This is a genomic window from Mycobacterium sp. 134 (assembly GCF_048282715.1).
GTDB lineage: Bacteria > Actinomycetota > Actinomycetes > Mycobacteriales > Mycobacteriaceae > Mycobacterium > Mycobacterium septicum.
Map to the genome: position 1 here is coordinate 2,095,747 of NZ_JBLVUN010000008.1, position 25,155 is coordinate 2,120,901.

Here is a 25,155-nt window from a genome sequence, read left to right on the forward strand (position 1 = left end):
CTAGAAGGAGCCGAAACCCATAAGGTGGCGGTCATGACTAACCCCGGGCGGGCGAGGGTGCTCGCGTGGGCATTGTGGGACTGCGGCGCGACGGGCCTGAACGCAATCGCCGTCACTTTTGTGTTCTCGGTGTACCTGACCGGCAGCGTCGGCTCGGACCTGCCCGGAGACACCACGCCGGCCAGCTGGCTGGGCCGGGCCATGACCGTCGCCGGTCTCGTGGTGGCCCTGCTTGCTCCGGTCACCGGTATCTGGGTCGATGCGCCGCAACGGCGGCGCCGGGTGCTGGCCGTGATGACCGGTGCGGCCGTCGTGTTCACCGCGGCGATGAGCCTGATCCGCGATGACCACCGGTATCTGATGCCCGGGCTCGTGCTGCTGGCATGCACCGCCGCGTGCAACGAGCTGGCCACCGTGCCCTATAACGCCATGCTGCGACAACTGTCCACGCCTGCGACGTCCGGGCGGATTTCCGGCCTCGGTCTGGCGCTGGGTTACGCAGGCAGCGTCGTGTTGTTGCTGCTGGCCTACGTCGGGTTCATCGCCGGTGACGGGGATACCCGCGGGCTGCTGGGCATCCCGGCCGCGGATGGACAGAACGTGCGGGCGGTGATGTTGCTCACCGCGGTCTGGTTCGTGTTGTTCGCGCTGCCGGTGTTCGTGATGGTGCCGCGGGTGACGGACGCGGGCCCGGTCGAACGCGTCGGCTTCTTCGGCGCCTACCGCAAGTTGTGGGCCGAGATCCGCGGGGAGTGGAGACGCGACCACAACGTCGTCTACTACCTGGTGGCGAGTGCGGTGTTCCGCGACGGGCTGGCCGGAGTGTTCGCGTTCGGAGCCGTGCTGGGGGTGAACGTCTACGGGATCTCCGAGGCCGACGTGCTGTTGTTCGGGATCAGCGCGTGTGTGGTCGCGGCGTTCGGGGCTGTCACCGGTGGCCAGCTCGATGATCGGGTGGGTTCCAAGCCCGTCATCGTCGGATCACTGGTCTGCCTGATCGTCGTGGGTCTGGCGCTGCTGGTGCTGTCGGGGCCCGTGTCGTTCTGGGTGTGCGGGTTGCTGCTGTGCCTGTTCATCGGGCCGACCCTGTCCTCGGCGCGCACCTTGATGCTGCGGATCACCGCGGATGGCAAAGAGGGCGTGGCGTTCGGGCTGTACACGACCGTCGGACGTGCGGCGTCCTTCCTGGCGCCCTGGCTGTTCTTCACCTTCATCGACCTGTTCGGCACCGACCGTGCCGGGATGGGCGGCCTGGTCCTGGTGCTGGCCGTGGGGCTGGCGGGCATGCTCGCGGTGCGGGTGCCCGCGCGGCACTCCAACGCCGCCGTACCGACTCCCTGAGTCGACGGGTCAGGGCGTTCCGACGCAGATCGTGATGCCCGACCCGGTGCGATGCTGGGTCTGCACACCGTTGACTGTCACCGTGCACGCGACGTCAGGGCCGAAGTTCACGACGCTGACGCTGGCGGTTTCTGTCGCGGGTGCGGCGAGTTCGACCTGCTTGCTCCACGGCAGCGGGACGTTGAACTCGGTCTGCAGCATGTTGCCGGTGTCCAGGTAGGTGATGTTGATCGCCCTGCCCTCACCGGTGACCTCGTAGGTGACGGTCTCGGTGGGTCCCGGCGTGGTCTCCGTGGGCGAGGTGGCAGTGGGCGGCGGGAGCGGCCGGGGCGCACGCGTGGTTGTCGTGGGCGCCGTCGGCGACGTGGTGAAGCCCGGCTGCGGGGTGATCTGCGGTGCGACCACGGTCTCCTGGCTCGATCCGTTGGCGATCACCAGTGCGATCACGAGGCCCAGGACCACCAGGACCGCCACCGCGGCCAGGACCCAGAGCCACAGCCGGGGTTCGTGATCGTCGGGCTCCGGCGGGGTCGGTGCACCCGGCGGCGGAGTGGGTCCGCCGGGCGGCTGGCCGGTTGCGTAGGGGTCGTATCCGTAGGGAGGGTAGGGCGGCAGCTGTTGGGTGGGGTTGGACGCCGAGGGGCCGGCCGGCGGCACCGCTTGGGGTACAGCCGGGTACGAGCCCTGATACGGCGGCTGGTTCGAGTACGCCGGATCCGGATAGTCCACGGGATAGCCGCTACCGAAAGATTGGGTCGGTTCGGACCCGTCGCGGCGTGGTGAATCGGTCATGCCCACCTCATGGCTGCGAGGGTACCTGTGCGGATGCTCAGTCCGCTGCGACCGAGGTCCCGGGCGATTGCGCGATGATGAGAGATGCTGGAGAGGACTTCACAAGTGACGGGAGGACGCGAGGTGGCCGCGGATCGGCATGTGCGGGTGAACTACGGCGCGTCGCTGTCACCGGATGCGACGGCATTCGCCCACTTGGTCGACGATGGCGGCTATCCACGGGCGGTGCAGCGCTTCCTACGCGGATGGCGCGCCAGCTCCTCGCGCGACGTCGAACTGCCCGTGGCCGGTCCCGTGACGAAAGTCATCCATTCCGCCGACGGCCATTGGCTGGCCTGCGAGGTGGCTCCCGACGGTGCGTCGCGCACCCAGATCTGGGTGGTGACCACCGACCCGGATGACCGGGACGCGCGCCGCATCGATCACTGGTCGCCCGACGTCGCCGAGGGCACCGCGGAACTGATCGGTTGGGATGGGACACAGGTGGCGGCGATTCTGACCGGCGAGGACGGCGTCGGTAGTTCCTGCCTGATCGACCCCGCCTCGGGGGACATCATCGTTCTCGATCGCCGTTCGGGTGGCCGCCTGGTGGATTCATGGGCCGGCGCCTCGCTGGTGCGGGTCGGCCCACGCGGCTACCGGGAGCTCATCATGCTGTGGGGGCTCACCGAAATCGGTCTGCTGCCTTACGATCCGGGCTCGACCACCGACATCGGCGTGATCCTCGACGATCACCAACCCCGCCGGCTGCGCACCGGGTTCGACGGGGACGCGATGTCACTGGTCGAACCGGCCAAGTCCTACAGTTCCGACAGCACGGATGGCTATGTGCGGGCGCTGATCCGGAGCGAGAACGGGGCGTCGCATGCCCGCCTGCTCGAAGTGACCGTCACCGCCGACGGGGTCGGCTATCACGTCGTTGCCGAGCGTCCCGGTTATGAGCTCGACGAGTTCGTGGTCAGTGATGATCTGTCGACGGTGGCGATGCTGTGGAACATCGACGGTTGCAGCGAGCTTCAGATCCTTCAGTACGCCGACGGGACATTGTCCGAGCCGATTCCGTTCCCCGGCATGGTCGCCACCGAATTGAGCATCAGTGCCGGTGGCTCCATGGTGGCGATGACGGTCCAGGGGCCGTCATTGCCTCCCACGGTCGAACTCGTCGACCCGCGCACCCGCGAATGGGAGCGGATCGACCGCGATCCGAGCGTCGGTCCGCTCACCGGGACACCGACTTTGGCGCGAATCACCGCGCGCGACGGGCTGGAACTCAACGCCTGGTTGTACGAACCTGACGCAGAACCGATCGGGGCGATGATCTTTCTGCACGGCGGGCCGGAGGGGCAGTCGCGACCCGACTACAACGAGTTCTATCCGCAGCTGCTGGAAGCCGGGATCACCGTGCTGACACCGAACGTGCGCGGATCCGGTGGATTCGGTCGGGCGTTCATGCATGCCGACGACAAGGAGTTGCGGTTCGCGGCCATCGACGACGTCGCCGACTGCGTGAGCTACCTCGTCGCCAACGGCTACGCCGCCGCCGACCGAATCGCCTGTTGCGGCTGGTCCTATGGCGGCTATCTGACCCAGGCGGCGTTGACATTTCACCCGGAGCTGTTCGCGGCAGGGATCAGCATCTGCGGCATGAGCGATCTGAACACCTTCTACCGCAACACCGAGCCGTGGATCGCGGCGGCGGCGTATCCGAAATACGGTCATCCGGTCGGCGACCGGGAGCTGTTGGAGCGGCTGTCGCCGCTGCTGCGGGCACACGCGCTGACTGCGCCGCTGCTGCTGGTGCACGGTGCCAACGACACCAACGTGCCGCCGAGCGAATCGCAACAGATGTTCGACGCGTTGCGTGCGCTGGGCCGCACCGTGGAGATGCTGACGTTCGCCGACGACGGTCACGAGATCATCAAGCGCGAGAACCGCGCGGTCTTGGTGGATGCCATGACCCGCTGGTTGATCAAGGCGTTCGGCGACTAGCTCGCGGTGAGCGCGGCCAGCGTCATCCGGCGCAGCACCGCGCGTGAATGCGTCTTGGGTGCAGCGGGTCTCACGCTGTACGGGGTCGAGTTCAGCAGGCCGAACGCGGCATGGGCCATCACCCGGGCATCGTCCTCGGCCAGGTTCGGGTCGAGCCGCGTCAGGACCGTCACCCAGATCTCCACGTACTGCCGCTGGGCGCGGCGCACCTGTCGTCGGGCCGTATCGGGCAGGTGGGCCAGGTCGCGGTCCTGGATGCGGATCAGATCGGATTCGCCGAAGACGAAGTCGAGGTGGAAGTCCACCAGGCTGTTCAGTGTGTCGGCGGGATCTTCGTCGGCCGCCGTGACTTCCTGTGCCCCGGCGAGCAGACGGGTACTGATCCCGACGAGCAGTTCGACCAGCAGGGCTTCCTTGTTGGGGAAGTGCCGGTAGATGGCCGGACCGCTGATTCCGACGGCCGAGCCGATGTCCTCCAGGCGCACCGCGAGATAACCGCGTTCGGCCACAAGCCGTTCGGCGGCAGCGATCAGCTGGCCGCGGCGATCGGACTTGGCCTTACTGCGACGGGTGACGGCGCTGTCGGACATGGCGCCTCCGGAGGGTAGACAACTCAGTTAATGAAAACTAACCTATCACGAGTTAGTTGTCATTAACCGAAATGGGAGCTGCCTTGTCATCGCACCGCGACGAGCATCTGGCGCTGGTTGGCCAGCTGCGCGCCAAGCTCGCCACCGCCGCCCTCGGCGGCCCCGAGCGCGCCCGTCAACGTCATGTCGACCGGGGTAAATTGCTGCCCCGCGACCGCGTCGACGGCCTACTGGACCCGGGCAGTCCGTTCCTGGAGATCGCCGCGCTGGCGGCGGACGGGATGTACGACGACGAATGTCCGGGCGCCGGGATGATCGCCGGCATCGGCCGGGTGTCCGGCCGGGAATGCCTGATCGTCGCCAACGACGCCACCGTCAAGGGCGGCACGTACTACCCGGTCACGGTCAAGAAGCACCTGCGGGCCCAGGAGATCGCGCTGCAGAACAAGCTGCCGTGCATCTACCTGGTCGACTCCGGCGGTGCATTTCTGCCGCGCCAGGACGAGGTGTTCCCGGATCGCGAACACTTCGGTCGCATCTTCTACAACCAGGCCACCATGAGCGCGCAGGGCATCGCGCAGATCGCCGCCGTGCTCGGATCGTGCACCGCGGGCGGGGCCTATGTGCCTGCGATGAGCGACGAGGCGGTCATCGTGCGCAACCAGGGCACGATCTTCCTCGGCGGTCCGCCGCTGGTGAAGGCCGCCACCGGTGAGGTCGTCACCGCCGAGGAGCTCGGCGGCGGGGACCTGCACTCCAAGACCTCGGGCGTCACCGACCATCTGGCCCACGACGATCGCGACGCGCTTCGGATCGTGCGCAACATCGTCGCCACCTTGGGTCCCGCCGAGGCGCCGCCGTGGGCCGTGACACCCACCGTGGATGCTGTCGCCGACCAGGCCGAGCTTTACGACGTGGTTCCGGTCGACGCCCGCGTGCCCTACGACGTGCACGAGGTGATCACGCGCATCGTCGACGGTGGCGAGTTCAACGAATTCAAGGCCGAGTACGGCACCACCCTGGTCACGGGGTTCGCCCGCATCCACGGCCACCCGGTCGGCATCGTCGCCAACAACGGCGTGTTGTTCGGTGAATCCGCGCTCAAGGGAGCGCATTTCATCGAGCTGTGCGACAAGCGCAAGACACCGTTGCTGTTCCTGCAGAACATCGCCGGGTTCATGGTCGGCCGGGACTACGAGGCCTCGGGCATCGCCAAGCACGGCGCCAAGATGGTCACCGCGGTGGCCTGTGCCCGGGTGCCGAAGCTGACCGTGGTGATCGGCGGCTCCTACGGCGCGGGCAACTACTCCATGTGCGGGCGCGCGTATTCGCCGCGGTTCCTGTGGATGTGGCCCAACGCCCGCATCTCGGTGATGGGCGGCGAGCAGGCGGCATCGGTGCTGGCCACCGTGCGCGGCGATATGACCGCCGAGGAGGAAGAACAGTTCAAGGCACCGATCCGGGCCCAGTACGAGTATCAGGGCAACCCGTACTACTCGACGGCCCGGCTGTGGGACGACGGGGTGATCGACCCGGCCGACACCAGAACCGTGCTCGGACTCGCTCTTTCGGTTGTCGGCCAGGCTCCGCTGGAGCCGGTCTCCTACGGCGTATTCCGGATGTGATGCTCAGATGACAACTTTTGACACAGTCCTCGTCGCCAACCGCGGCGAGATCGCGGTGCGGGTCATCCGCAGCTTGCGTGAGATGGGAATCCGCTCGGTCGCGGTGTTCAGCGACGCCGACGCCGGTGCCCGGCATGTGACCGAGGCCGACGTGGCGGTCAACATCGGGCCGGCCGCGGCGCGGCAGAGCTATCTGAACATCGATGCGGTCGTCGCGGCCGCGAAGCGCACCGGTGCGCAGGCGGTACACCCCGGCTACGGATTCCTCTCCGAGAACGCCGAGTTCGCCGCCGCACTGCAGGCCGCGGGTATCGCCTTCATCGGACCGCCCGCATCGGCGATCGCCACCATGGGTGACAAGATCGCGGCCAAGGCCGCGGTGTCTGCGTTCGGCGTCCCGGTTGTGCCGGGCATATCGCGTCCGGGCCTGACCGATGAGGATCTCATCGCGGGGGCGCCCGAGGTCGGTTTCCCTGTCCTGGTCAAGCCGTCGGCGGGTGGCGGCGGCAAGGGCATGCGGGTGGTCGAGCAGGCCGCCGATCTGCCTGCGGCGTTGACGAGTGCCCGCCGCGAGGCCGCCGCCGCCTTCGGCGACGACACCTTGTTCCTAGAGCGATTTGTGTTGCGGCCCCGGCACATCGAGGTGCAGGTGCTGGCCGACGGCCATGGAAACGTGATCCACCTCGGCGAGCGGGAATGCAGCCTGCAGCGCCGGCATCAGAAGGTCATCGAGGAGGCGCCGTCGCCGCTGCTCGACCCGGCCACCCGGGCGCGCATCGGTGCGGCCGCCTGCGATACCGCGCGTAGTGTCGATTACACGGGTGCAGGCACCGTGGAATTCATCGTGTCCGCCGATGCACCCGACGAGTTCTTCTTCATGGAGATGAATACCCGGCTGCAGGTCGAACATCCGGTCACCGAGATGGTCACCGGAGTCGACCTGGTGGAGCAGCAGGTCCGGATCGCGGCCGGTGAGAAGCTCGCCATCGGCCAGGACGACATCGTCATGACCGGCCATGCCGTGGAAGCGCGGGTCTATGCGGAGGATCCCGCCAACGGCTTCCTGCCCACCGGCGGCCCGGTGCTCGGGCTGCGTGAGCCCAGCGGGCCGGGCGTGCGGGTGGATTCCGGCCTGGCCGCAGGCACAGTCGTCGGTAGCGACTACGACCCGATGCTCTCGAAGGTCATCGCCCACGCCGCCGACCGGACCGCGGCGCTGCACAAGCTGGATCGGGCGCTGGCCGACACCGCGGTGCTGGGACTGACCACCAACACCGAGTTCCTGCGCTTCCTGCTGGCCGATCCCGATGTGGCCGCGGGCCGCTTGGACACCGGCCTGCTGGACCGTCGCGCACCGGATTTCGCGCCCCAGGTGATCGGCGACGCGGAATTGATCGCGGCGGCGGCCTACCAGTGGGTCAACGACTGGTCGGAGGCCGGTGACTGCCTGTGGGCCCGCCCGACGGGCTGGCGGGTCGGGGAGCGCGCCCCGGCCGCGTTCCGGCTGCGGGCGGGGGAGCGCACCGACCACGTGTACCTGGCCGGAACCCCGGAGCGGGCCACCGCCACGGTCGAGAACGGCAAAACACACACTGTCAGTGCGGCATTCGTCGGCGACCGGTTCACCGTCACTCTCGATGGCCTGCGGACCGAGTACCTGGTCAGCACGCAGCTGAGCGGGGGCGTCGGTCAGCTCTGGCTCGCGGGCGCGGGACACAGCTATGTCGTCGAGGAGGTGCGTGAGGCTCCGGTGCGCCCCGACGACGAGCACAGCGGCGACGCCGAACTCGTCAGCCCCATGCCGGGATCGGTTGTCGCCGTGGGTGTCACGAACGGCGCCGAGGTGACGGCCGGGACCACGGTGGTCACCGTCGAGGCGATGAAGATGGAGCACGCCCTGACCGCACCGATCGACGGTGTGGCCGAACTACTCGTCGCCGTCGGCGACCAGGTCAAGGTGGGTCAGCCGCTGGCTCGAATCACCGCTCACACACAGGAGAACGAGCAATGAGCGACTTTTTGTCGACCGGAACGCTGCCGGATCACTATGCGCAACTGGCCAAGACCGTCCGTGACTTCGCCCAGAGCGTGGTCGCTCCGGTGGCCGCCAAGCACGATGAGGAACATTCGTTCCCCTACGAGGTCGTGGACGGCATGGCCGACATGGGACTGTTCGGTCTGCCGTTCCCCGAGGAGTACGGCGGCATGGGCGGCGACTACTTCGCGCTGTGCCTGGCCCTGGAGGAACTCGGCAAGGTCGACCAGAGCGTGGCCATCACGCTGGAGGCAGGGGTCTCGTTGGGCGCGATGCCGGTCTACCGCTTCGGCAACGAAGCACAGAAGCAGGAGTGGCTGCCGCTGCTGGCCAGCGGCAAGGCGCTGGGTGCGTTCGGTCTGACCGAGGCCGGCGGTGGCAGTGATGCCGGCGCCACCAAGACCACCGCCAAATCGGATGGATCAACTTGGGTGATCAATGGCTCCAAGCAGTTCATCACCAACTCCGGCACCGACATCACCAAGCTGGTGACCGTGACCGCCGTGACCGGTGAGCGCGAAGGCGGCAAGAAGGAGATCTCGTCGATCCTGGTGCCGGTGCCCATCGAAGGGTTCACCGCCGAACCGGCCTACAACAAGGTCGGCTGGAACGCCTCGGACACCCACCCCCTGAGCTTCGACGACGTCCGCGTGCCCGCCGAGAACCTGCTCGGCGAGCGCGGTCGCGGCTACGCCAACTTCCTGCGCATCCTCGACGAGGGCCGCATCGCCATCGCGGCGCTGTCGGTCGGCGTCGCGCAGGGCTGCGTGGACGAGTGTGTGAAGTACGCCAAGGAACGTCAGGCTTTCGGGGCGGCGATCGGCACGTACCAGGCCATCGCCTTCAAGATCGCCCGGATGGAGGCCCGGGCGCACACGGCCCGCGCCGCGTACTACGACGCCGCCGCGCTGATGCTGTCCGGCAAGCCGTTCAAGAAGGCGGCATCGGTGGCCAAGCTGGTGTCCAGCGAGGCCGCGATGGACAATGCCCGCGATGCCACCCAGATCTTCGGCGGCTACGGTTTCATGAACGAATACCCGGTGGCGCGGCATTACCGGGACAGCAAGATTCTCGAAATCGGCGAGGGGACAACTGAAGTGCAGCTGATGCTGATCGCGCGGGAGGCGGGCCTGTGAGCGCAGGGGAAGAAGCGTCCCAGAAGGTGATAGAGCAGCGCGGGCTGTGGTTCGAGGAGTTCGAGATCGGGGTGCGCTACCTGCACCGTCCCGGGCGCACCATCACCGAGGCCGACAACGTGCTGTTCACCACGCTGACGATGAACACCCAGGCGCTGCACCTGGACGCGGCGTTCTCGGATGCGTTGCCGCCGTTCAACGCACGGTTGGTCAACTCGATGTTCACCCTGTCGACGCTCGTCGGCCTGTCGGTGGCGCAGCTGACCCAGGGCACCATCGTCGGCAACCTCGGATTCTCCGAGATCGCCTTCCCCAAGCCGCTTTTCCACGGTGACACGCTGTACGCCGAAACCGAGATCACCGAGAAGCGGGCATCGAAGAGCCGGCCGGGGGAGGGCATCGTGACCTTCGCCCACACCGGCCGCAACCAGCACGGTGACGTCGTGGCGACGGCATCGCGCAAGACCATGGTGCGGATGCGTCCGGAGGGGGATTCCTGATGGCTCACCGCGCACGCGAGGAGCGAGTTGGCTTGAGCGCACCGGGCCCGGGTTGGCTGTTCTGCCCGGCTGACCGTCCCGAGCGGTTCGAAAAGGCCGCGGCAGCAGCCGATGTGGTGATCCTCGATCTCGAGGACGGGTGCGCGGCCAAGGACCGACCGGCCGCGCGTCAGGCGTTGATCGACACCCCGCTGGATCCGGCGCGCACAGTGGTGCGGGTCAACCCGACCAGCACCGCCGACCACGAGCTCGACCTGAAGGCGGTCTCGGCCACCGACTACACCACCGTGATGCTGGCCAAGACCGAGGCTGTCGACCAGGTGAGAGCCCTGGCCCCGCTGGACGTCGTGGTATTGATCGAGACCCCGCTCGCCGCGCTGAAGGTGGCGGAGCTGGTGCAGCCTGACAACGCCTTCGCGGTGATGTGGGGCGCGGAGGATCTGTTCGCGGTCACGGGCGGCACCGCCAACCGCTGGCCCGACGGTACCTACCGCGACGTCGCCCAGCACGTGCGGTCGCAGACCCTGCTGGCGGCCAAGGCCTACGGGAAGCTGGCACTGGACTCGGTGTACCTCGACATCAAGGATCTCGACGGCCTGCGGGCGGAGTCCGACGACGCCGTTGCCGTCGGTTTCGATGCCAAGGTGGCGATCCACCCGACTCAGGTCGCCGTCATCCGCTCGGCCTATGCACCGACCGATGAGCAGATCGCCTGGGCGCGGGCGGTGCTCGACCGGGTGGCAACCGAACGTGGCGTCTTCCAGCACGACGGTCTGATGGTCGACGCCCCCGTTCTTCGGCGTGCCGAGCGCATCGTCGCGCTGGCCCCCTAGCTTCACTCGCGAACAGACGCGTGGGTACCCAAAACCACTGATTTCGGGTACCGCAGCTGGGGCCCCTCCCGCTTGCGGGGGACTGCTCGCGCCGGGAAAACGACACGCCTCCATTCCATAACCGGCGATGAGCGTGGCCGCATCGGATTCGGGCGCATAATGGCGCTATGCCCCAGTGCTGCGACGGGCCGAGCGGATCGTCCAGCTAGCGCCACACCCAGGCATCTAGCCGGAGGCCTCTCACCAGGGGTTTTGCGCGTACCGCCGCCGCTCTGAGCACCTCATGGACTGGCGGCGCGACATGCCGTCACCCGAGAAGGAGGCGGTATGGCTGAGCGGTTCTCGGCACCCCTGAGTGTCGACATGGATCCGGTGCGTCTGGTCGACGCCGACGGGTCTCCCACGAGCGAAACGCGCTACAGCCGCGATCTGCCTCACGAGACACTGGCCTGGCTCTACGAATCGATGGTCGTGGCCCGTGACCTGGACGTCGAGTTCGTCAATCTGCAACGCCAGGGCGAGCTGGCCCTGTACGCGTCGTGCCGCGGCCAGGAGGCCGCCCAGATCGGGGCGGCCGCCTGCCTGCGGAAAACCGACTGGCTGTTCCCGCAGTACCGGGAGATCGGGGCGTTCTTGCTGCGCGGGATCACCCCGGCGCAAGTGGGTGCGGTATGGCGCGGCCAATGGCACGGTGGGCTGGAGTTCACCAACCGCTGTGTCGCCCCGATCGCGATTCCGATCGGCACCCATGGGCTGCATGCGGTCGGCGCCGCGATGGCGGCGCAGCGTCTCGGTGAGGATTCGGTCACGGTGGCGTTCCTCGGGGACGGCGCCACCAGTGAAGGCGATGTGCACGAGGCGCTGAACCTGGCCTCGGTGTTCAACGCACCGTGCGTGTTCTTCGTGCAGAACAATCAATGGGCGATCTCGGTTCCGGTGAGCAAGCAGCAGGCCGGGCCGTCCATCGCGCACCGGGCCATCGGCTACGGCATGCCGGGCATCCGTGTCGACGGCAACGATGTCCTGGCCTGTTACGCGGTGATGGCCGAGGCGGCCGAGCGGGCCCGGGCGGGCTCGGGCCCGACGCTCATCGAGGCCATCACCTACCGGGTGGGGCCGCACACCACCTCCGACGATCCCACCCGCTACCGGTCGGCCGATGAGGTCGACGAGTGGCTTGCGCGCGATCCGATCGCGAGGTATCGCACCTATCTGCAGAACGCCGGCGTGCTCGACGACCGGCTGGAGCAACGCGTCGCCGCACGCTCACGACGGTTGTGCGCCGAATTGCGTGACGCGCTCGTCGGGGCGCCAGACGTCGATCCGGCCGAATTGTTCGACAACGTCTACGCCGAGATCACCCCGGATCTGGCACGCCAACGCGATCAGTTGTCGGCCGAACTGGCGAAGGAGGCCTGATACTCATGACACTGATCATCGATCGGCCTGCCGCTCAAGGTGATTCGCCGGAGCCGTGGGAGCCGGACGTCGCGTCTGCCGACGTGGCGGCACCGCCGACCGCGTTGCCGGTGACGGCCGAACTGACCATGGTGGCGGCGATCAACCGGGCCCTGCACGATGCGATGGTCGCCGACGACCATGTGCTGGTGTTCGGCGAGGATGTCGCCACCTTGGGCGGCGTCTTCCGGGTCACCGAGGGGCTGGCCGAGACCTTCGGTGCCGAGCGGTGTTTCGACACACCCCTGGCCGAATCGGCGATCATCGGTGTGGCGATCGGTCTGGCGATCCGCGGGTTCACCCCGGTGCCGGAGATCCAGTTCGACGGGTTCAGCTATCCGGCCTTCGACCAGATCGCCAGTCACCTGGCCAAGTACCGGATGCGCACGCACGGGGACGTCAACATGCCGGTGACGGTGCGGATACCGTCGTTCGGCGGTATCGGCGCGGTCGAGCACCACTCGGAGTCCACCGAGTCGTACTGGTTGCACACGGCCGGGCTCAAGGTGGTCGTACCGTCCACCCCATCCGACGCGTACTGGCTGCTGCGGCACTCGATCAGCAGCGCCGACCCGGTGATCTTCCTGGAGCCCAAGCGACGTTACTGGGCACGCGAACTCGTCGACACCAGTGCGCCCGCTCCGCCGATCGGCCGCGCGATGGTGCGGCGCGACGGAACCGACGTCACCGTGATCACCTACGGCGGCCTGGTCGCCACCGCGCTCAGCGCCGCGGATCTGGCCGACGAACGCGGTTGGAGCCTGGAGGTTGTCGATCTGCGTTCACTGAACCCGCTGGATTTCGACACCGTCGCCGCCTCGGTGCGGCGCACCGGCCGGGCCGTCGTGATGCATGAGGGGCCCCGCACGCTGGGCTTCGGGGCCGAACTGGCTGCCCGGATCTCCGAGGAGTGCTTCTACGACCTTGAGGCACCGGTGTTGCGTGCCACCGGCTTTGACACGCCGTATCCGCCGGCCCGGCTGGAGAAGGTGTGGCTGCCGGGCGTGGATCGTTTGCTCGACTGCGTCGAGCATGCGGTGGGCCAGCCGTGAACCGGGAGTTCCTGGTCCCTGACCTCGGTGAGGGGCTGCAGGACGCCACGATCACGAGTTGGAGTGTCGCCGTGGGCGACGCCGTCGAGCTCAATCAGACGCTGTGCACGGTCGAGACCAACAAGGCCGAGGTGGAGATCCCCAGCCCGTTCGCCGGCCAGGTGCTCGAGCTCGGCGGTGCGGCGGGGGATACCTTGACCGTCGGGTCGCTGTTGGTCCGGATCGACACCCGTGAGTCGGCCGCTGCTGCAGCCGGAACCACGAAAAGTGGCGGTACACCGCGTAAGTCCGTCCTGGTTGGTTACGGCACCGACGACACGATGGATGTAAGCAGGCGAACGGCGACGGGCAGCCCGCGGGCGCGCGCCAAACCGCCGGTCCGCAAACTGGCCGCCAACCTGCATGTCGACCTCCAGAAGCTGGCACCGGGATCCGGCCCCGAGGGGATCGTCACCCGTGGCGATGTGCTGGCCGCCGCGGGCAGTTCGGACATCGTCGACGTCGGCGGCGTGCAAGCCGCGATGGCGCGACGGATGTCGTTGTCGCGTAAAGAAATACCCGATGCGCACGCCCGGGTGGAGGTGGACTGCTCCGCGTTGCTGCGGCTGCGTGACCGCATGACGGCCGCCGATGCGGAACTGCCTGCCACGCCGTTCGTGCTGACTCTGCGGCTGCTGGTCCTGGCGCTCGGGCGCCATCAGATGCTGAACTCCACATGGCTCGAAACCGCCGAAGGCCCTCAGATTCACCGGCATCCGGCTGTACACCTGGGTTTCGGTGTGGCGGCACCGCGCGGACTGCTGGTCCCGGTGGTCCGCGACGCGCAATCGATGACTACCCGCGAGCTGGCCGCAGCGGTGGCCCGGTTGATCGAGCAGGCGAGAGCCGGAACGCTCAGCCCGGCCGAGCTGAGCGGGTCGACGTTCACGGTGTCGAACTTCGGCGCGCTCGGACTGGACGACGGCGTACCGGTGATCAACTATCCGGAGGCGGCCATTCTGGGGATGGGCTCGATGAAACCGCGGCCGGTCGTGGTCGACGGGGCTGTGGTGGCCCGTCCCACCATGTCACTGACCTGTGCCTTCGACCATCGCATCGTCGACGGCGCGATGGCGGCCGCGTTCCTGCGTGACCTGCGTGCGCTGATCGAGGCGCCGGAGTTGGCCCTGATCGACCTGTAGCTGCTACTTGCGCTTGGCTGCGGCCAAACGCTCTGCGAATTCCGGAGATTCGATGGAGCGCGCCTGCGGACCGAGTTCGATGTCGACGGCGGTCCCGTGCTGGTCGATGTCGACCGTCCCGGGATTGGCGGTGGCCCGCATCGAGGCTTTCGTCGCGATCACCACGTCGCGCGGAGCGCTTGCGGGCCCCGCGGCAAGCATGCGGGCGGCGCCCACCGGATCCTCGGCGATCGACAGCGCCAGCCCGTGGCGCACAGCGGACTCGGCGTCGAAGCGCATGCCGAACAGCAATGCCGCCCGGGCCACCTGCGGGCCGACGCCTCGCTGCAGCATCCAGGTGGCGCCACCGCCGGGATGGATGCCGAGCTTCTGGAACCGCGGATCGAACAGCGCGCTCGGCCCGGCGATCCGGACGTCGGCGGCCAGCGCCAGGTTGAGGCCGGCGCCGACGGCGGCTCCGTTGACCGCGGCGATCGTCGGGAGGGTGCAATTGGCGACCGCCAGGAACCCGTCGTAGATCTTGCGGAGTCCGTCCTCGGTGGCCTCGCCCAGCGCGGTGAGGTCGGCACCGGCGCAGAACGCCTTGCCGGCCCCGGTGACGATCACGGCGTGTACATCGGGGTTGGCCTCGGCGCCCTCGACCGCGGCGCGCAGGGCTGCCGACATCTCGAAGGTCACCGCGTTGCGGCGATCCGGGTCGTTGACGGTGATGACTGCGATGTGATCGTCGACGCTGACCAACACTGAATCCGGCACGAAGTCACCCTAACCTCCGTGCGCATGGCCCCGTAAGCGTCACGTGAGGCCCGGCGGCCCTGCCGCAAGGCAGGTAAACCTAGCCTAACCAAGCTATGCTCCGTCGGAGTCGTCGGGCTGAGGGGGAAATGTGCGGGTGAAATTGGGTCATTGGGGCCGCGTCGTTGCGGCAGTCGCCATGTCGGTGGGCTTGCTGACCGCCTGTGGGTCCGGCGAGAACCAGACGCCGCAGGCAGATGCCGTAACCATCACGCACAAGTTCGGTGAGACGAAAGTGCCTTCGGCTCCACAGCGCGTGGTCACCGTCGGGTGGACCGATCAGGACTTCGTGCTGCCGTTCGGCGTGATCCCGGTGAGCACCAGAGACTTCGAGGAGAACTACGGCAACTATCCGTGGGTTGCCTCGGCCACTGGAGGCAAGGCCATCCCGACCTGGGGCAGCGACGAGATCGACTTCGAGGCGATCGCGGCGCAGAAGCCCGATCTGATCTTCGCCATCTACGAGTCGATCGATCAACCGACCTACGACCGGCTCTCCCAGATCGCGCCCACGGTGATCCAGTCCGCTGACTACGCCGACGAGGAGACTCCGTGGCAGGTCCAGTTGTTGACCACGGGTAAGGCGTTGGGCAAGGAAGCGGAGGCCGCAGCACTCGTCGAGAAGGTCCAGGGCCGGATCGACGAGGCACGCAAGACCAATCCGGAATTCGACGGCAAGACGCTGGTGGTCGATCAGGGACCGGAGAACGGCGGGCACTACCTGTTGCCGCAGAACGATCCTCGGCGAGCGGTGTTCAACGCGCTCGGTTTCAAGACCCAGGATGTCGATGGTGATGTCAGCGAGGAGAAACTCGACTTGCTCGATCGCGACGTGCTGTTCGTCGCCGGCGCCACCAAAGATCAGATGCTGGCCTCGCCGGCCTTCGCCCGCCTCGGGGTGGTTCGTGACGGCCGTACGTTGTACACGAATTTCGAGTCCAACCTCAACGGCGCGCTGACCTACAGCGGGCCCAGCGCCCTGCTTTACTCACTCGATGTGCTCACCCCACAGCTGGCGAATGCGCTCAACGGTCGTCCGGTGACCGACCTGTCGAACGGCTGATCTACCCGGGCGCACGCCACGCGGCCCACAGCTGCGCGTAGCGGCCGCCCCGCCCGAGAAGCTCGGTGTGCGTCCCATTTTCGACGATGCGCCCGCCCTCCATCACCGCGATCTGGTCAGCCGTGGCAGCCTGGGTGAGCCGATGCGCGACGATCAACGTTGTTCGGCCCTCGGTCGCCGCGGCGGCCGCGCGTTCCAGCTCGACGGCATGAGCCGAACCCGCTTCGGCGGTCGCCTCGTCGAGAACGACCACCGCGGGGTCGGCCAGCACCAGTCTCGCCAGCGCGATGTGCTGGGCCTGGGCGGCGGTCAGGGATACGCCTTGCTCCCCGACGGGGGTGTCGAGTCCCGCGTCGAGGGCCTCGACCCAGTCGTCCGCGCCGACCACGCGAAGGGCATCCCAGATCTCGTCGCGCGTGGCCTCCGGGGCCACCAGGCGCAGATCATCGATGAGCGGACCGGAGAAAACGTGGATCTCCTGTGTGACCGTGGCGACCCAGCGACGCAACTGGCGGGGATCGATGTCGCCCACCGCAACACCGCCGATCTCGACGTTTCCCCGGGTGGCCGCATACAGACCTGACACGATGGCGGCCAGCGTGCTCTTGCCCGCACCAGTGGAGCCGACCAGCGCGCATCGGGTCCCGGCCGGAATGTTGAGGGAAACATCCTGCAGGACTTCAGGTCCGGCGTTGTAGCGGAACGACAGTGCGCGGATCTCGACGTCGGACCCGGCCGGGGTCGCGGAGCCGGGCCGGCCGGCGGGCACGGGCAGGTCGACGATTCCCACGAGCCGCGCCAGGCATGCTGCCGCGGCCTGGATCTCGTCGAAGTTGTACATGAGCATGCCGATCGGGTTGAACAACCGGTGAAACATCAGAGCGGCCGCCGTCGTCGCGCCGATGGTGACCGAACCGGACCGCACCAGTAGAAATCCGACCACCAATGTCGCTGACAATCCGATGAACTCGGCACGGTTGACGCGCCCGACCAAGCGGGTGAACAGGGTGAAAACCGTCACGGAGAGGTCCCGCACGCGGCCCGATGCATCCTCGATCCCGGCGAGGTGCTGGGCGTGGATTTCGTAGGCGTCAATGGTTCTGACGCCTTGGACGGACTCCATGGTTAGCTGCGTGCGCTGCGCCGTCGCGATGCGCTGTTCGGCATACAGCGGTGCTGATCGGGGCAGGAACCACCGCAGCCCGGCCGCATAGGCGGGGATGCACAGCGCGCCGGCCAGACCCAGCCGCCAATCCAGGCTACCCATCGCGAAAAGCGTGATGACACCGAGAAACAGCGCATTGAACATGGTGGGCAATACCTGTGACACCGCTTTGGCCACCGCGGCGACGTCAGGGCCGACCCTCGACAGCAGGTCGCCCCGGCCGCTCTCCTCGATCGTGGTGGCCGGGAGGTTCAAGGCCCGGGCGAGCACGTCCTCGCGGAGGTCGGCGACCGTGTGCTCGCCGAGCCGGTTGATCAGGTACGCCGACAGTCCGGTGCCCAAGCCACCGAGAACAGCGGACACCCCGATCAACGCCGCCAGGCCTGCGAGGCTGCCCGCGGTGGCGCCGTCTCGGATTCGGTCGACGAGCGTACCGAGCAGGTAGACCGGCACCGTGGAGACGGCTGCCGCGGCAAGTCCGATTGCGCACGCTGCGGTGGTCCGGGCCGGCCTGGTTCGCAGTTCGGCGACGAGCCACCGACGACTGCGCGCGGCTGAGGCCACGGGCAGGACAGGTGGGGTGATCGATTCGCTGATCGTCACCGGGACACCAACTTTCGGTAGACGGGGTCAGAGTCGGACAGCTCGCGATGCGTTCCCTCCGTGCGCACCCGGCCGTCTGCCACCACGACAACGCGGTCGGCGGTGGCAAGCAGAGCGGGACTGCTGGTGATGATCAGCGTGGTACGACCGGAGGGCGGCCGCAGCCGCCGGATGCCGTCGGCGATGGCCTGTTCGGTGACGGCGTCGACCGCGGTGGTCGGATCGTGCAGGACCAGGATGTCGGGGTCGGCGGCCAATGCCCGGGCCAGCGTCACGCGTTGTCTCTGACCGCCGGACAGGCTTGCTCCGCGCTCCAGGACGGGGTGCGACAGTCCGTCGGGATGAAGTTCGACGACATCGGCCGCACACGAGGCTGCCAGCGCGGGCCCGGTGTCTCGGCCCTGCGCGCCGATGCGCAGGTTGGATTCCAGTGTGCCCGTGAAGAGTTCACCGTTGTGGTGCTCGACGAGCAGTCTGTGGCGTCGCTCGCCGTGCTTGAACGCACCGATCGGGTGCCCGCCGGCATGCACCGAAGCGGTTGACCGCACCCGGCCCGAAAGCACGTCGATCAGCGTCGTCGCGTCGCGCGCGTCAGCAGTCAGCACCGCCACGCATTCGCCGGGCTGAAGCTGCAGGGTCCAGCCCTCGAGGTGTGCGGTCAGGGCACCGGGGAGTACCTCCTCAGGCGCTGCGGTCGCGGGATCGAGGGAATGGAGGGTTGGGGAATTCAGCACCGCCGCGACTCGATTGGCCGAGGCCCGCGCCTCGGCCACCCAACTCGGCACGATCGCAAGTGTGGAGAACGGCTCGATCAGAAACTGTGCCAGACCGATCACGGTGATCAACTGGCCCAGTGACAGGTCGCCGTGCAGTGCGAAGTAGGCCGCCGCGACGGCAACCGTCATTGCCGCCAGCGCTCCCGCTGCTGCCGCCACACCTTCCTGGACGCTTTCGATCCGGGCGGCGCGCAAGGTGGCGGCGAGCGATGTTCGGCTGGCCACGCGGTAGCGCGCCGCGGCATTGGCTTGCGCCCCGATGCCCTGCAACGGCCGGTGCCCGCTGACCAGATCGGTGGCCAACGCCGTGGCCCGCCCCACCTCTGCCTGCTGTTCCTCTACACGCCGGGCGATCAGCGGTGCACTCAATTGAAGTGCGGACACTACGAGGGGAATACCGAACAGCACGATCAGCCCCAGCGGCAGGTCGATGCTCAGCAGCACGACGCCGCATACGACTGTGGCGACCACCGCGCCGGCGACGCGTGGCAGGTAGTCGATGACGTAGCCGGTTTCATCGGCATCCGCCGACGAAATCGAGAGCAGCTCACCGGCTTTGAAATCCGTTTGGATGCCCAGGGGGTCGAGGAGCTTGGCGCTGATCTCGATGCGCAACAGGTGCGATTCGCGCGCGACCGCATACATCAGCAGCCGGGACCCGAACCGCCACAGGACCGACAGCACGAGGAAAAGGGCGGCCAGCACCGCGATCCAGGCGATGATGGCCGGCACGCTCCCGGTGCCGACCGCGCGGTCGACGATCACCCCGATGAGCACCGGCACCGCGGCCTCACACACCTGATGCAGTGACGTCAGTGCGGTACCGGGAATCAACCAGCGCATATTGCGGGTTACGGTGCGGCGCAGCACCGCCGTACCGGAACTCACGACGACCTCCTGGTGTAGGCAGACGCCCGCGGGATGACCAGCGGCGTCGCGGTCTGCGGGTCCTCGATGATCTGGCACGCCAGGCCGTAGACGGCCTCGACCAACTCCTCGGTGATGACCGCAGCCGGATCACCCTGGGCGACAATACTCCCGGACTTCATGGCGACGATGTGATCGGCGTAGCGGCACGCGTGGTTGAGGTCGTGCAAGACCGCGACGACCGTGCGGCTCTGCTCTCGATTGAGCTTGGCGAACAAGTCGAGCAACTCCACCTGATGGGCGATGTCGAGATAGGTGGTCGGCTCGTCGAGCAGGATCAGCGGGGTCTGCTGGGCGAGCACCATTGCCACCCAGACCCGTTGCCGCTGACCGCCGGACAGCTCGTCGACCAGCCGGCCGGCCAACTCCGTCACCCCGGTCTGCTCCATCGCATCGGCGACCGCGGCTTCGTCGTCGGCCGACCACTGTCGCATGACCTTCTGATGTGGGAAGCGGCCTCGGGACACGAGATCGGCCACCGTGATGCCCTCGGGGGCGATCGATGTCTGAGGGAGCAGGCCCAGTCTCCGGGCCACCTCCTTGGTGTGCAGGGACGCGATGTCCTGGCCATCGAGAACGACTTGGCCGCCGGACGGTTTGATCAGCCGGGCCAGTCCTCGCAACAGGGTGGACTTGCCACACGCGTTGGGGCCGACGATCGCGGTGACCTGTCCGTCAGGCACCTGCACCGACAGGCCGGCGATGACGGTGTTGTCCTCGTAGCCGATCGACAGGTGGTTGGCACGTAGCCGACTGCCCTCCATGTGCATGGTCCCTTCACCGTTTACGTGCCTGCGTGACAAGCAGATAGATCAGGTAGGCGCCGCCCAGCGACACCGTCACCGCACCGACCGGGAGTTCGTTGCCGCCGAACAGATGTTGGGCGATGACGTCACTGCCGAGAAGCAGGACAGCGCCCATTGCCGCGGACGGCATCAGGCCGACGCCCGCACTGGCAGTCAGCCGGCGCGCGAGTTGCGGGGCCGCCAGTGCGATGAACGTGATCGGTCCAGCGGCGGCGCAAGCCAGCGCCACCAGGGCCACCGCGGCGACCAGATAGGCCAATCGCGCTCGGTCAGGATGTACCCCGAGAGCGCCTGCCGCGTCATCGCCGAGCTGCAGTATCGGCAGCTGCGGGCCCAGCGCCACCAGTCCGACGGTGATGGCCAGCAGGCAGATCGTCATCGGAACGACCTGCACCCAGCTCAACCCACTCAGGGCGCCCTGCTGCCACACCGATGCGGTCACCGCCGCGTGAAAGTCGAGTTTGATGACGATCCACTGGTTTACCGAACTCAGGACCGCGCCCAGCGCGATACCCACCACGATCAGCCGGTACCCCGCCAGTCCGTTGCGGTAGGCCAGCAGATACACCGCGAGTGCGGTGATCAGGCCGCCCACCAACGCGCCGGCCGCGACGGCGTAGTAGCCGCCGCCGAACCCGGCGATGACGATCAATGCTCCCGTGTAGGCGCCGGTGTTCACACCGATGATGTCGGGGCTGCCCAGCGGGTTTCGGGTCAGTGCCTGGAAGATCGCACCTGAGACACCCAGCGCGGCACCGACCAGCAACGCCATCACGGTTCGCGGCATTCGCCATTCGAGTACCACCACGCGGTCGAACGACGTGTTGGCGCCGAGCAGAACCTTCAGTACCTCCAGCGGCGCGACGGTGTACTTGCCGAATCCGACGGCGATCACACCGATGACGACGGCAGCGGCCAGAAGCGAAGCCACCACGAGGATCGAGCGCCACGATGCCCGGGCCGATGTGCTGGGGGAGCGCAGGACAACCTGGCGGTGACCGAACTCGACGCTCATCCGCGATCCGTCCCACGGCGACGGATCAGCCAGATCAGCACCGGCGCACCGAGAAACGCGGTGACGATGCCGGCGGGTAGTTCGGCGGGCCGGATGATCACGCGGCCCACGATGTCGGCCGCCAGCAGAAGTGCAGGCGCCACGAAGCATGCGTACGCCAGGATCCAGCGCCAATCCGGGCCGGTGAATCGCCGCACGGCATGCGGAACCATCAGGCCGACAAAGCCGATCGGCCCCGCACCTGCGGTCGCGGCCCCCGCGAGGAGGGTGACGGCGATGAGACTGAGGGCTTGTGTGCGTGCGACATTGCCGCCCATGCTCTTCGCCAGGTCCTCACCGAGGGCGGTGACATTGAGTGAGCGGCTGACGATGACGCACAGCACCGCACCGAGGGCGATGAACGGGCTGATGGCCGCCGCCACCTCAAGAGACCGGCCATCGAGCGCCCCGGCGTCCCAGAAGCGCATGTTGTCGAAGGCGCGGGGATTGCGTAACCGCACGACAAATCCGATGCCGTCGAGCACGGCGCCCACCGCCACGCCTGCGAGCAGAACCCGCACCGGGGTGACGGTGACCCGGCCGGTCATGCCGACGAGATAGACGACCGCCATCGCGAAAAGCGCTCCGGCAAAGGCGAACCAGATGTAGGTCCAGATGCCGGTCAGGCCGAACAAGGCGATTGCGCTGACGACGAACAACGCCGCGCCGGCGTTGATGCCGAGGATCTCGGTGTCAGCCAACGGATTCCGTCCGACCGCCTGGATGAGTGTGCCCGACAAACCCAGGGCGAGCCCGACGAGCAGTGCGAGCGCCGTGCGGGGGATCCGCAGGTCATGCACGATCCATTGGTCGCCGATGTCGCGGTAGTCGGTGACGGCGTGCCAGACCGTTGGTAGGGACACGTTCTCGGTGCCGATTGCCAGGCTGGCCAAACACATTGCCGTCAGTAGCGTGGCAGCGATCGCCAGCCCGAAACCGCGGCGGCGTCGGACGGGTCCGGTCGGTGGGGCCGCCGGCTTGTAGGTGATCACCGCGGCTGCGGCTGACCGGTCCCGTACGCAGCTTCATCGAAGAAGGTCATTGCGTTAGGTTAGCCTAACGATCGTTGTCGTTTGTGTGCCGAGGTGGTCGAGCGAAACCCTGGTCCGCCACAAATGTTCACCGAAACGTCAGCCGCGTCGCCCAGCGATCCGGCTTTCGCGAGCGGACAATGATTCGGTGACGGCCGACATCGCCGGTATTTCTGGCGCCCCGGGCGCCGGGTCGGTGCGGCCGACGCGGCGCCGTCTGCTGTTGTTGGCCGCCGGTGCGGTCTGTCTGCTCGACGTGGGGACCAAGGCTCTGGCTGTGGGGATGCTCGAACCCGGCCGCGCCGTCCCGTTGCTCGGCAACTGGCTCGCGTGCGAGCTCACCCGCAATTCGGGTGCGGCATTGTCGATGGCCGCGGACCGGACCGTGATGCTGACCATCGTCGTCCTGTCCGTGGCTGCGGCCATCGCCTGGATCGGTGCGCATGTCCGCTCACCGTGGTGGGCGCTGGGCCTCGGGACGATCCTGGGCGGCGCCGCGGGCAACCTCGTCGACCGGTTCTTCCGTGCCCCCGGCCCGCTGCGGGGCCATGTGGTCGACTTTCTGGCCATCGGCCCCATGCCGGTGTTCAACGTCGCGGATCTCGCCGTGCTGGCGGGCGTGGTCTGGCTGATTGCGTTGTCGCTGTCGGGTTTTCCGTTCAATGGCGCCGCGCGGGACCCGGGGCCGCATGCCGGAAGTTGATCTGGACCGCCACGCCGCTTCAGCAGAGGACAGCCCGCCCAGAACTCCGTGGCACGAGACCACCGCGGCGATCGTGGTCGCCGGGATCGGTGGCGTGGTGGCCATCGGTGCGCTGGTGTTCGCGATCCTCATGACGTCGCACCACTCGGTGCTGCCGGCCCAGCCTGAGCGACTCGCCCCGGTGACGTCGACGAAGCCGGTGTCGCCGCGGTCGACGACAACGCGTACCAGTACCTCGCCGAGGACGCCGGTGAGCACCAGCGAAGACATCGGAACATCAAGTGCGCCAGCGCCACTGCCATCGCCAGAAGTTCCGGTGGAGACGACCGCGCCGCCGACCACGACCATGTCGAATCCCTACGCCACCACCTCGGCGCCCAACGCGGGTGCGTTCTAGCCGATGCCGAACGGGCCGACAGGCCCGATCGGACCGGCTTCGCCAGTCTATCCGCCGAGAGCCGAGGTGACCTGCTTCAGGATGTCTCGGACTCGTCCGGGCACTGCACATCCACGTAGACCGTCACCGAGGTCTTCGGCAGGGCCGGCACCCCACGGTTGGGGTTGTGGATCGAATTCACCCGGCATCTGTCCAGCGGCAGCGTGCTGGTGCCGCCCACCCAGTTGATCGCCACGGTGTAACCCTCGGCGCTCAGGGCCGAGATGGTCTCGTCGGCCCGCTGCCCGCTGCCCGCAGTGGGCTCCGCCGCGGCAAGCGGGGCAACCCCGATTACAGCGGCCGGCATGAGCACGGCCAGTCCAGTGATTTGCGTACATCGCGCATGGAACAACATCCCGACCCTCCCTGGCGGTCGGATCTCATGCTGTCGCTCTCACCGGTAGCCCCGGCCGTCACTCGCCAGTGTATTCCCGGTGTACAGAAAGTTAACAGGAAGTGACGAAATATTCGCCGGACGGTATCGAGGGCAAAAAATCGGGCAGCGTCCGGGGTTACCGGACGCTGCCCGAATGTGTCATGGAGCAGGCGGTGCGGGAGGTGCTGGTGCCGGCACTCCCGGCGCCGGCGGCGGCGCCGCCGGATCCGGGAGGTTCTCACCGAGACCGGACGGAATGTTCGTCCCCGGTGGGGGAGCGGTGCCCGGAAGCGGTTCACCGAGTTGCTCTTTGGGTGTCTGGCCGAGCATTGCGCCACGCAGGTTCCCGTTGTGGTACATCTCGCGCATATGCCGCATCCAGTCGAGCCCGGAGATATCCGCGTTCTCCTGGCCCGGTTCGACGCCGACCACGGTGCCCTGGCCGGGTGCCGACGGCTTCTCGTTCTGCGGGAGGAAGTTCCCGTTGTTGAACGCCCTGAGGTTGGGCGCGTTGGTGGGCGGCGGACCGCCCGGTGCCGACGGCGTCGCGTACTGCCCCAACAGTGCACCCGGGCTCATGTCGATCCCGCCGGGAGCGCCCAACCTGCCCGGTGTCGTCTCGGCACCGGTCTGCGCCAGAACCGACAACCCGTTCGGCCCGAGCGGTGCACCGACGATCGGCACCTCCGGCCCGGGCGGGGCAGGTGGTTCTACGGCCGGGGCTGGGGCGGCAACTGCGGGAGCGCCGGGAACCTCCGGCGGTGCCGGGTCGGCGGCGGCGGTTGCCGAGCAGGCAACCGCCGCCCCGACCACAAACAGCCCGGCTGCGGCGAGGGTGGCCATCGCGTTCTTGACCGCGTACGTGCCGTCTGGGTTCTCGCTCATGCC

At 67.7% G+C, this 25,155-nt stretch carries 23 protein-coding genes; 13 read left to right on the forward strand and 10 right to left on the reverse strand.

The window, feature by feature from the left end; all coding sequences use genetic code 11:
* Positions 1 to 33 precede the first annotated feature (33 nt).
* Positions 34 to 1,341, forward strand: a complete 1,308-nt coding sequence (locus ACNQVK_RS14885) for an MFS transporter (RefSeq protein ID WP_418030114.1) — start codon at positions 34 to 36, stop codon at positions 1,339 to 1,341.
* Positions 1,342 to 1,350: 9 nt separating this feature from the next.
* On the opposite strand, the gene ACNQVK_RS14890 is transcribed toward ACNQVK_RS14885, so the two are convergent.
* The gene (locus ACNQVK_RS14890) at positions 1,351 to 2,133 is read right to left on the reverse strand and encodes an MmpS family transport accessory protein (protein ID WP_418030115.1); all 783 of its coding nucleotides are present in this window, start codon (positions 2,131 to 2,133) and stop codon (positions 1,351 to 1,353) included.
* A gap of 84 nt (positions 2,134 to 2,217) precedes the next feature.
* On the opposite strand from ACNQVK_RS14890, the gene ACNQVK_RS14895 reads away from it, so the two are divergent.
* On the forward strand, positions 2,218 to 4,122 hold the full coding sequence (locus ACNQVK_RS14895) for an alpha/beta fold hydrolase (RefSeq protein WP_418030116.1): 1,905 nt from the start codon (positions 2,218 to 2,220) through the stop codon (positions 4,120 to 4,122).
* On the opposite strand, the gene ACNQVK_RS14900 is transcribed toward ACNQVK_RS14895, so the two are convergent.
* Positions 4,119 to 4,712, reverse strand: a complete 594-nt coding sequence (locus ACNQVK_RS14900; RefSeq protein ID WP_044522461.1) for a TetR/AcrR family transcriptional regulator — start codon at positions 4,710 to 4,712, stop codon at positions 4,119 to 4,121. The genes ACNQVK_RS14895 and ACNQVK_RS14900 overlap by 4 nt on opposite strands.
* Positions 4,713 to 4,783: 71 nt before the next feature.
* Here ACNQVK_RS14900 and ACNQVK_RS14905 point away from each other — a divergent pair, with 71 nt between their 5' ends.
* From ACNQVK_RS14905 to ACNQVK_RS14940, 8 genes are all read left to right on the forward strand, one after another.
* A complete protein-coding gene (locus tag ACNQVK_RS14905) occupies positions 4,784 to 6,337 on the forward strand; it encodes a carboxyl transferase domain-containing protein (protein WP_418030117.1) in 1,554 nt (517 codons plus the stop codon).
* Positions 6,338 to 6,344: 7 nt separating this feature from the next.
* Complete coding sequence (locus tag ACNQVK_RS14910; protein ID WP_418030118.1) at positions 6,345 to 8,348, forward strand: acetyl-CoA carboxylase biotin carboxylase subunit; 2,004 nt, start codon at positions 6,345 to 6,347, stop codon at positions 8,346 to 8,348.
* Positions 8,345 to 9,508: an acyl-CoA dehydrogenase family protein gene (locus tag ACNQVK_RS14915; RefSeq protein ID WP_418030119.1), complete on the forward strand. Its 1,164-nt coding sequence runs from the start codon at positions 8,345 to 8,347 to the stop codon at positions 9,506 to 9,508. Before ACNQVK_RS14910 ends, ACNQVK_RS14915 begins: the two co-directional genes overlap by 4 nt.
* The gene (locus ACNQVK_RS14920) at positions 9,505 to 10,008 is read left to right on the forward strand and encodes a MaoC family dehydratase (RefSeq protein WP_418030120.1); all 504 of its coding nucleotides are present in this window, start codon (positions 9,505 to 9,507) and stop codon (positions 10,006 to 10,008) included. Before ACNQVK_RS14915 ends, ACNQVK_RS14920 begins: the two co-directional genes overlap by 4 nt.
* Positions 10,008 to 10,841 (forward strand): HpcH/HpaI aldolase/citrate lyase family protein, encoded by an 834-nt coding sequence (locus ACNQVK_RS14925; RefSeq protein WP_418030121.1) that lies wholly within the window; start codon positions 10,008 to 10,010, stop codon positions 10,839 to 10,841. Before ACNQVK_RS14920 ends, ACNQVK_RS14925 begins: the two co-directional genes overlap by 1 nt.
* 327 nt (positions 10,842 to 11,168) lie before the next feature.
* Positions 11,169 to 12,260 carry a pyruvate dehydrogenase (acetyl-transferring) E1 component subunit alpha gene (gene pdhA, locus ACNQVK_RS14930; RefSeq protein WP_418030122.1) on the forward strand — a complete coding sequence of 364 codons (1,092 nt, stop codon included), beginning with the start codon at positions 11,169 to 11,171 and terminating at the stop codon, positions 12,258 to 12,260.
* Positions 12,261 to 12,265: 5 nt separating this feature from the next.
* Positions 12,266 to 13,351 (forward strand): alpha-ketoacid dehydrogenase subunit beta, encoded by a 1,086-nt coding sequence (locus tag ACNQVK_RS14935; RefSeq protein WP_418030123.1) that lies wholly within the window; start codon positions 12,266 to 12,268, stop codon positions 13,349 to 13,351.
* Positions 13,348 to 14,532 (forward strand): dihydrolipoamide acetyltransferase family protein, encoded by a 1,185-nt coding sequence (locus tag ACNQVK_RS14940; RefSeq protein WP_418030124.1) that lies wholly within the window; start codon positions 13,348 to 13,350, stop codon positions 14,530 to 14,532. The genes ACNQVK_RS14935 and ACNQVK_RS14940 overlap by 4 nt, the downstream gene beginning before the upstream one ends.
* Positions 14,533 to 14,535: 3 nt before the next feature.
* Here ACNQVK_RS14940 and ACNQVK_RS14945 read toward each other — a convergent pair whose 3' ends face one another.
* A complete protein-coding gene (locus ACNQVK_RS14945) occupies positions 14,536 to 15,288 on the reverse strand; it encodes an enoyl-CoA hydratase (protein ID WP_418030125.1) in 753 nt (250 codons plus the stop codon).
* 136 nt (positions 15,289 to 15,424) lie between these two features.
* Here ACNQVK_RS14945 and ACNQVK_RS14950 point away from each other — a divergent pair, with 136 nt between their 5' ends.
* A complete protein-coding gene (locus tag ACNQVK_RS14950; protein WP_418030126.1) occupies positions 15,425 to 16,390 on the forward strand; it encodes an iron-siderophore ABC transporter substrate-binding protein in 966 nt (321 codons plus the stop codon).
* A 1-nt stretch (position 16,391) separates the two neighbouring features.
* On the opposite strand, the gene ACNQVK_RS14955 is transcribed toward ACNQVK_RS14950, so the two are convergent.
* The 5 genes from ACNQVK_RS14955 to ACNQVK_RS14975 are packed head-to-tail and all read right to left on the reverse strand — an operon-like array spanning position 16,392 to position 22,713.
* A complete protein-coding gene (locus tag ACNQVK_RS14955) occupies positions 16,392 to 18,158 on the reverse strand; it encodes an ABC transporter ATP-binding protein (RefSeq protein ID WP_418030127.1) in 1,767 nt (588 codons plus the stop codon).
* Entirely contained in the window at positions 18,155 to 19,777 is a 1,623-nt protein-coding gene (locus tag ACNQVK_RS14960) for an ABC transporter ATP-binding protein (RefSeq protein ID WP_418034167.1), read from the reverse strand. The genes ACNQVK_RS14955 and ACNQVK_RS14960 overlap by 4 nt, the downstream gene beginning before the upstream one ends.
* Positions 19,778 to 19,818: 41 nt before the next feature.
* Entirely contained in the window at positions 19,819 to 20,625 is an 807-nt protein-coding gene (locus tag ACNQVK_RS14965) for an ABC transporter ATP-binding protein (protein ID WP_418030128.1), read from the reverse strand.
* A gap of 13 nt (positions 20,626 to 20,638) precedes the next feature.
* Positions 20,639 to 21,682, reverse strand: a complete 1,044-nt coding sequence (locus ACNQVK_RS14970; protein ID WP_418030129.1) for a FecCD family ABC transporter permease — start codon at positions 21,680 to 21,682, stop codon at positions 20,639 to 20,641.
* Positions 21,679 to 22,713 carry a FecCD family ABC transporter permease gene (locus ACNQVK_RS14975; protein ID WP_418030130.1) on the reverse strand — a complete coding sequence of 345 codons (1,035 nt, stop codon included), beginning with the start codon at positions 22,711 to 22,713 and terminating at the stop codon, positions 21,679 to 21,681. The genes ACNQVK_RS14970 and ACNQVK_RS14975 overlap by 4 nt, the downstream gene beginning before the upstream one ends.
* A gap of 187 nt (positions 22,714 to 22,900) precedes the next feature.
* Between ACNQVK_RS14975 and ACNQVK_RS14980 the strand changes: the two genes are divergently transcribed.
* Both ACNQVK_RS14980 and ACNQVK_RS14985 read left to right on the forward strand, forming a co-directional pair.
* Positions 22,901 to 23,455: a signal peptidase II gene (locus ACNQVK_RS14980; RefSeq protein WP_418030131.1), complete on the forward strand. Its 555-nt coding sequence runs from the start codon at positions 22,901 to 22,903 to the stop codon at positions 23,453 to 23,455.
* Positions 23,442 to 23,852: a hypothetical protein gene (locus tag ACNQVK_RS14985; RefSeq protein ID WP_418030132.1), complete on the forward strand. Its 411-nt coding sequence runs from the start codon at positions 23,442 to 23,444 to the stop codon at positions 23,850 to 23,852. The genes ACNQVK_RS14980 and ACNQVK_RS14985 overlap by 14 nt, the downstream gene beginning before the upstream one ends.
* Positions 23,853 to 23,928: 76 nt before the next feature.
* Here ACNQVK_RS14985 and ACNQVK_RS14990 read toward each other — a convergent pair whose 3' ends face one another.
* Positions 23,929 to 24,198, reverse strand: a complete 270-nt coding sequence (locus ACNQVK_RS14990; RefSeq protein ID WP_418030133.1) for a hypothetical protein — start codon at positions 24,196 to 24,198, stop codon at positions 23,929 to 23,931.
* A gap of 228 nt (positions 24,199 to 24,426) precedes the next feature.
* Positions 24,427 to 25,152: a hypothetical protein gene (locus tag ACNQVK_RS14995; RefSeq protein WP_418030135.1), complete on the reverse strand. Its 726-nt coding sequence runs from the start codon at positions 25,150 to 25,152 to the stop codon at positions 24,427 to 24,429.
* Positions 25,153 to 25,155 lie beyond the last annotated feature (3 nt).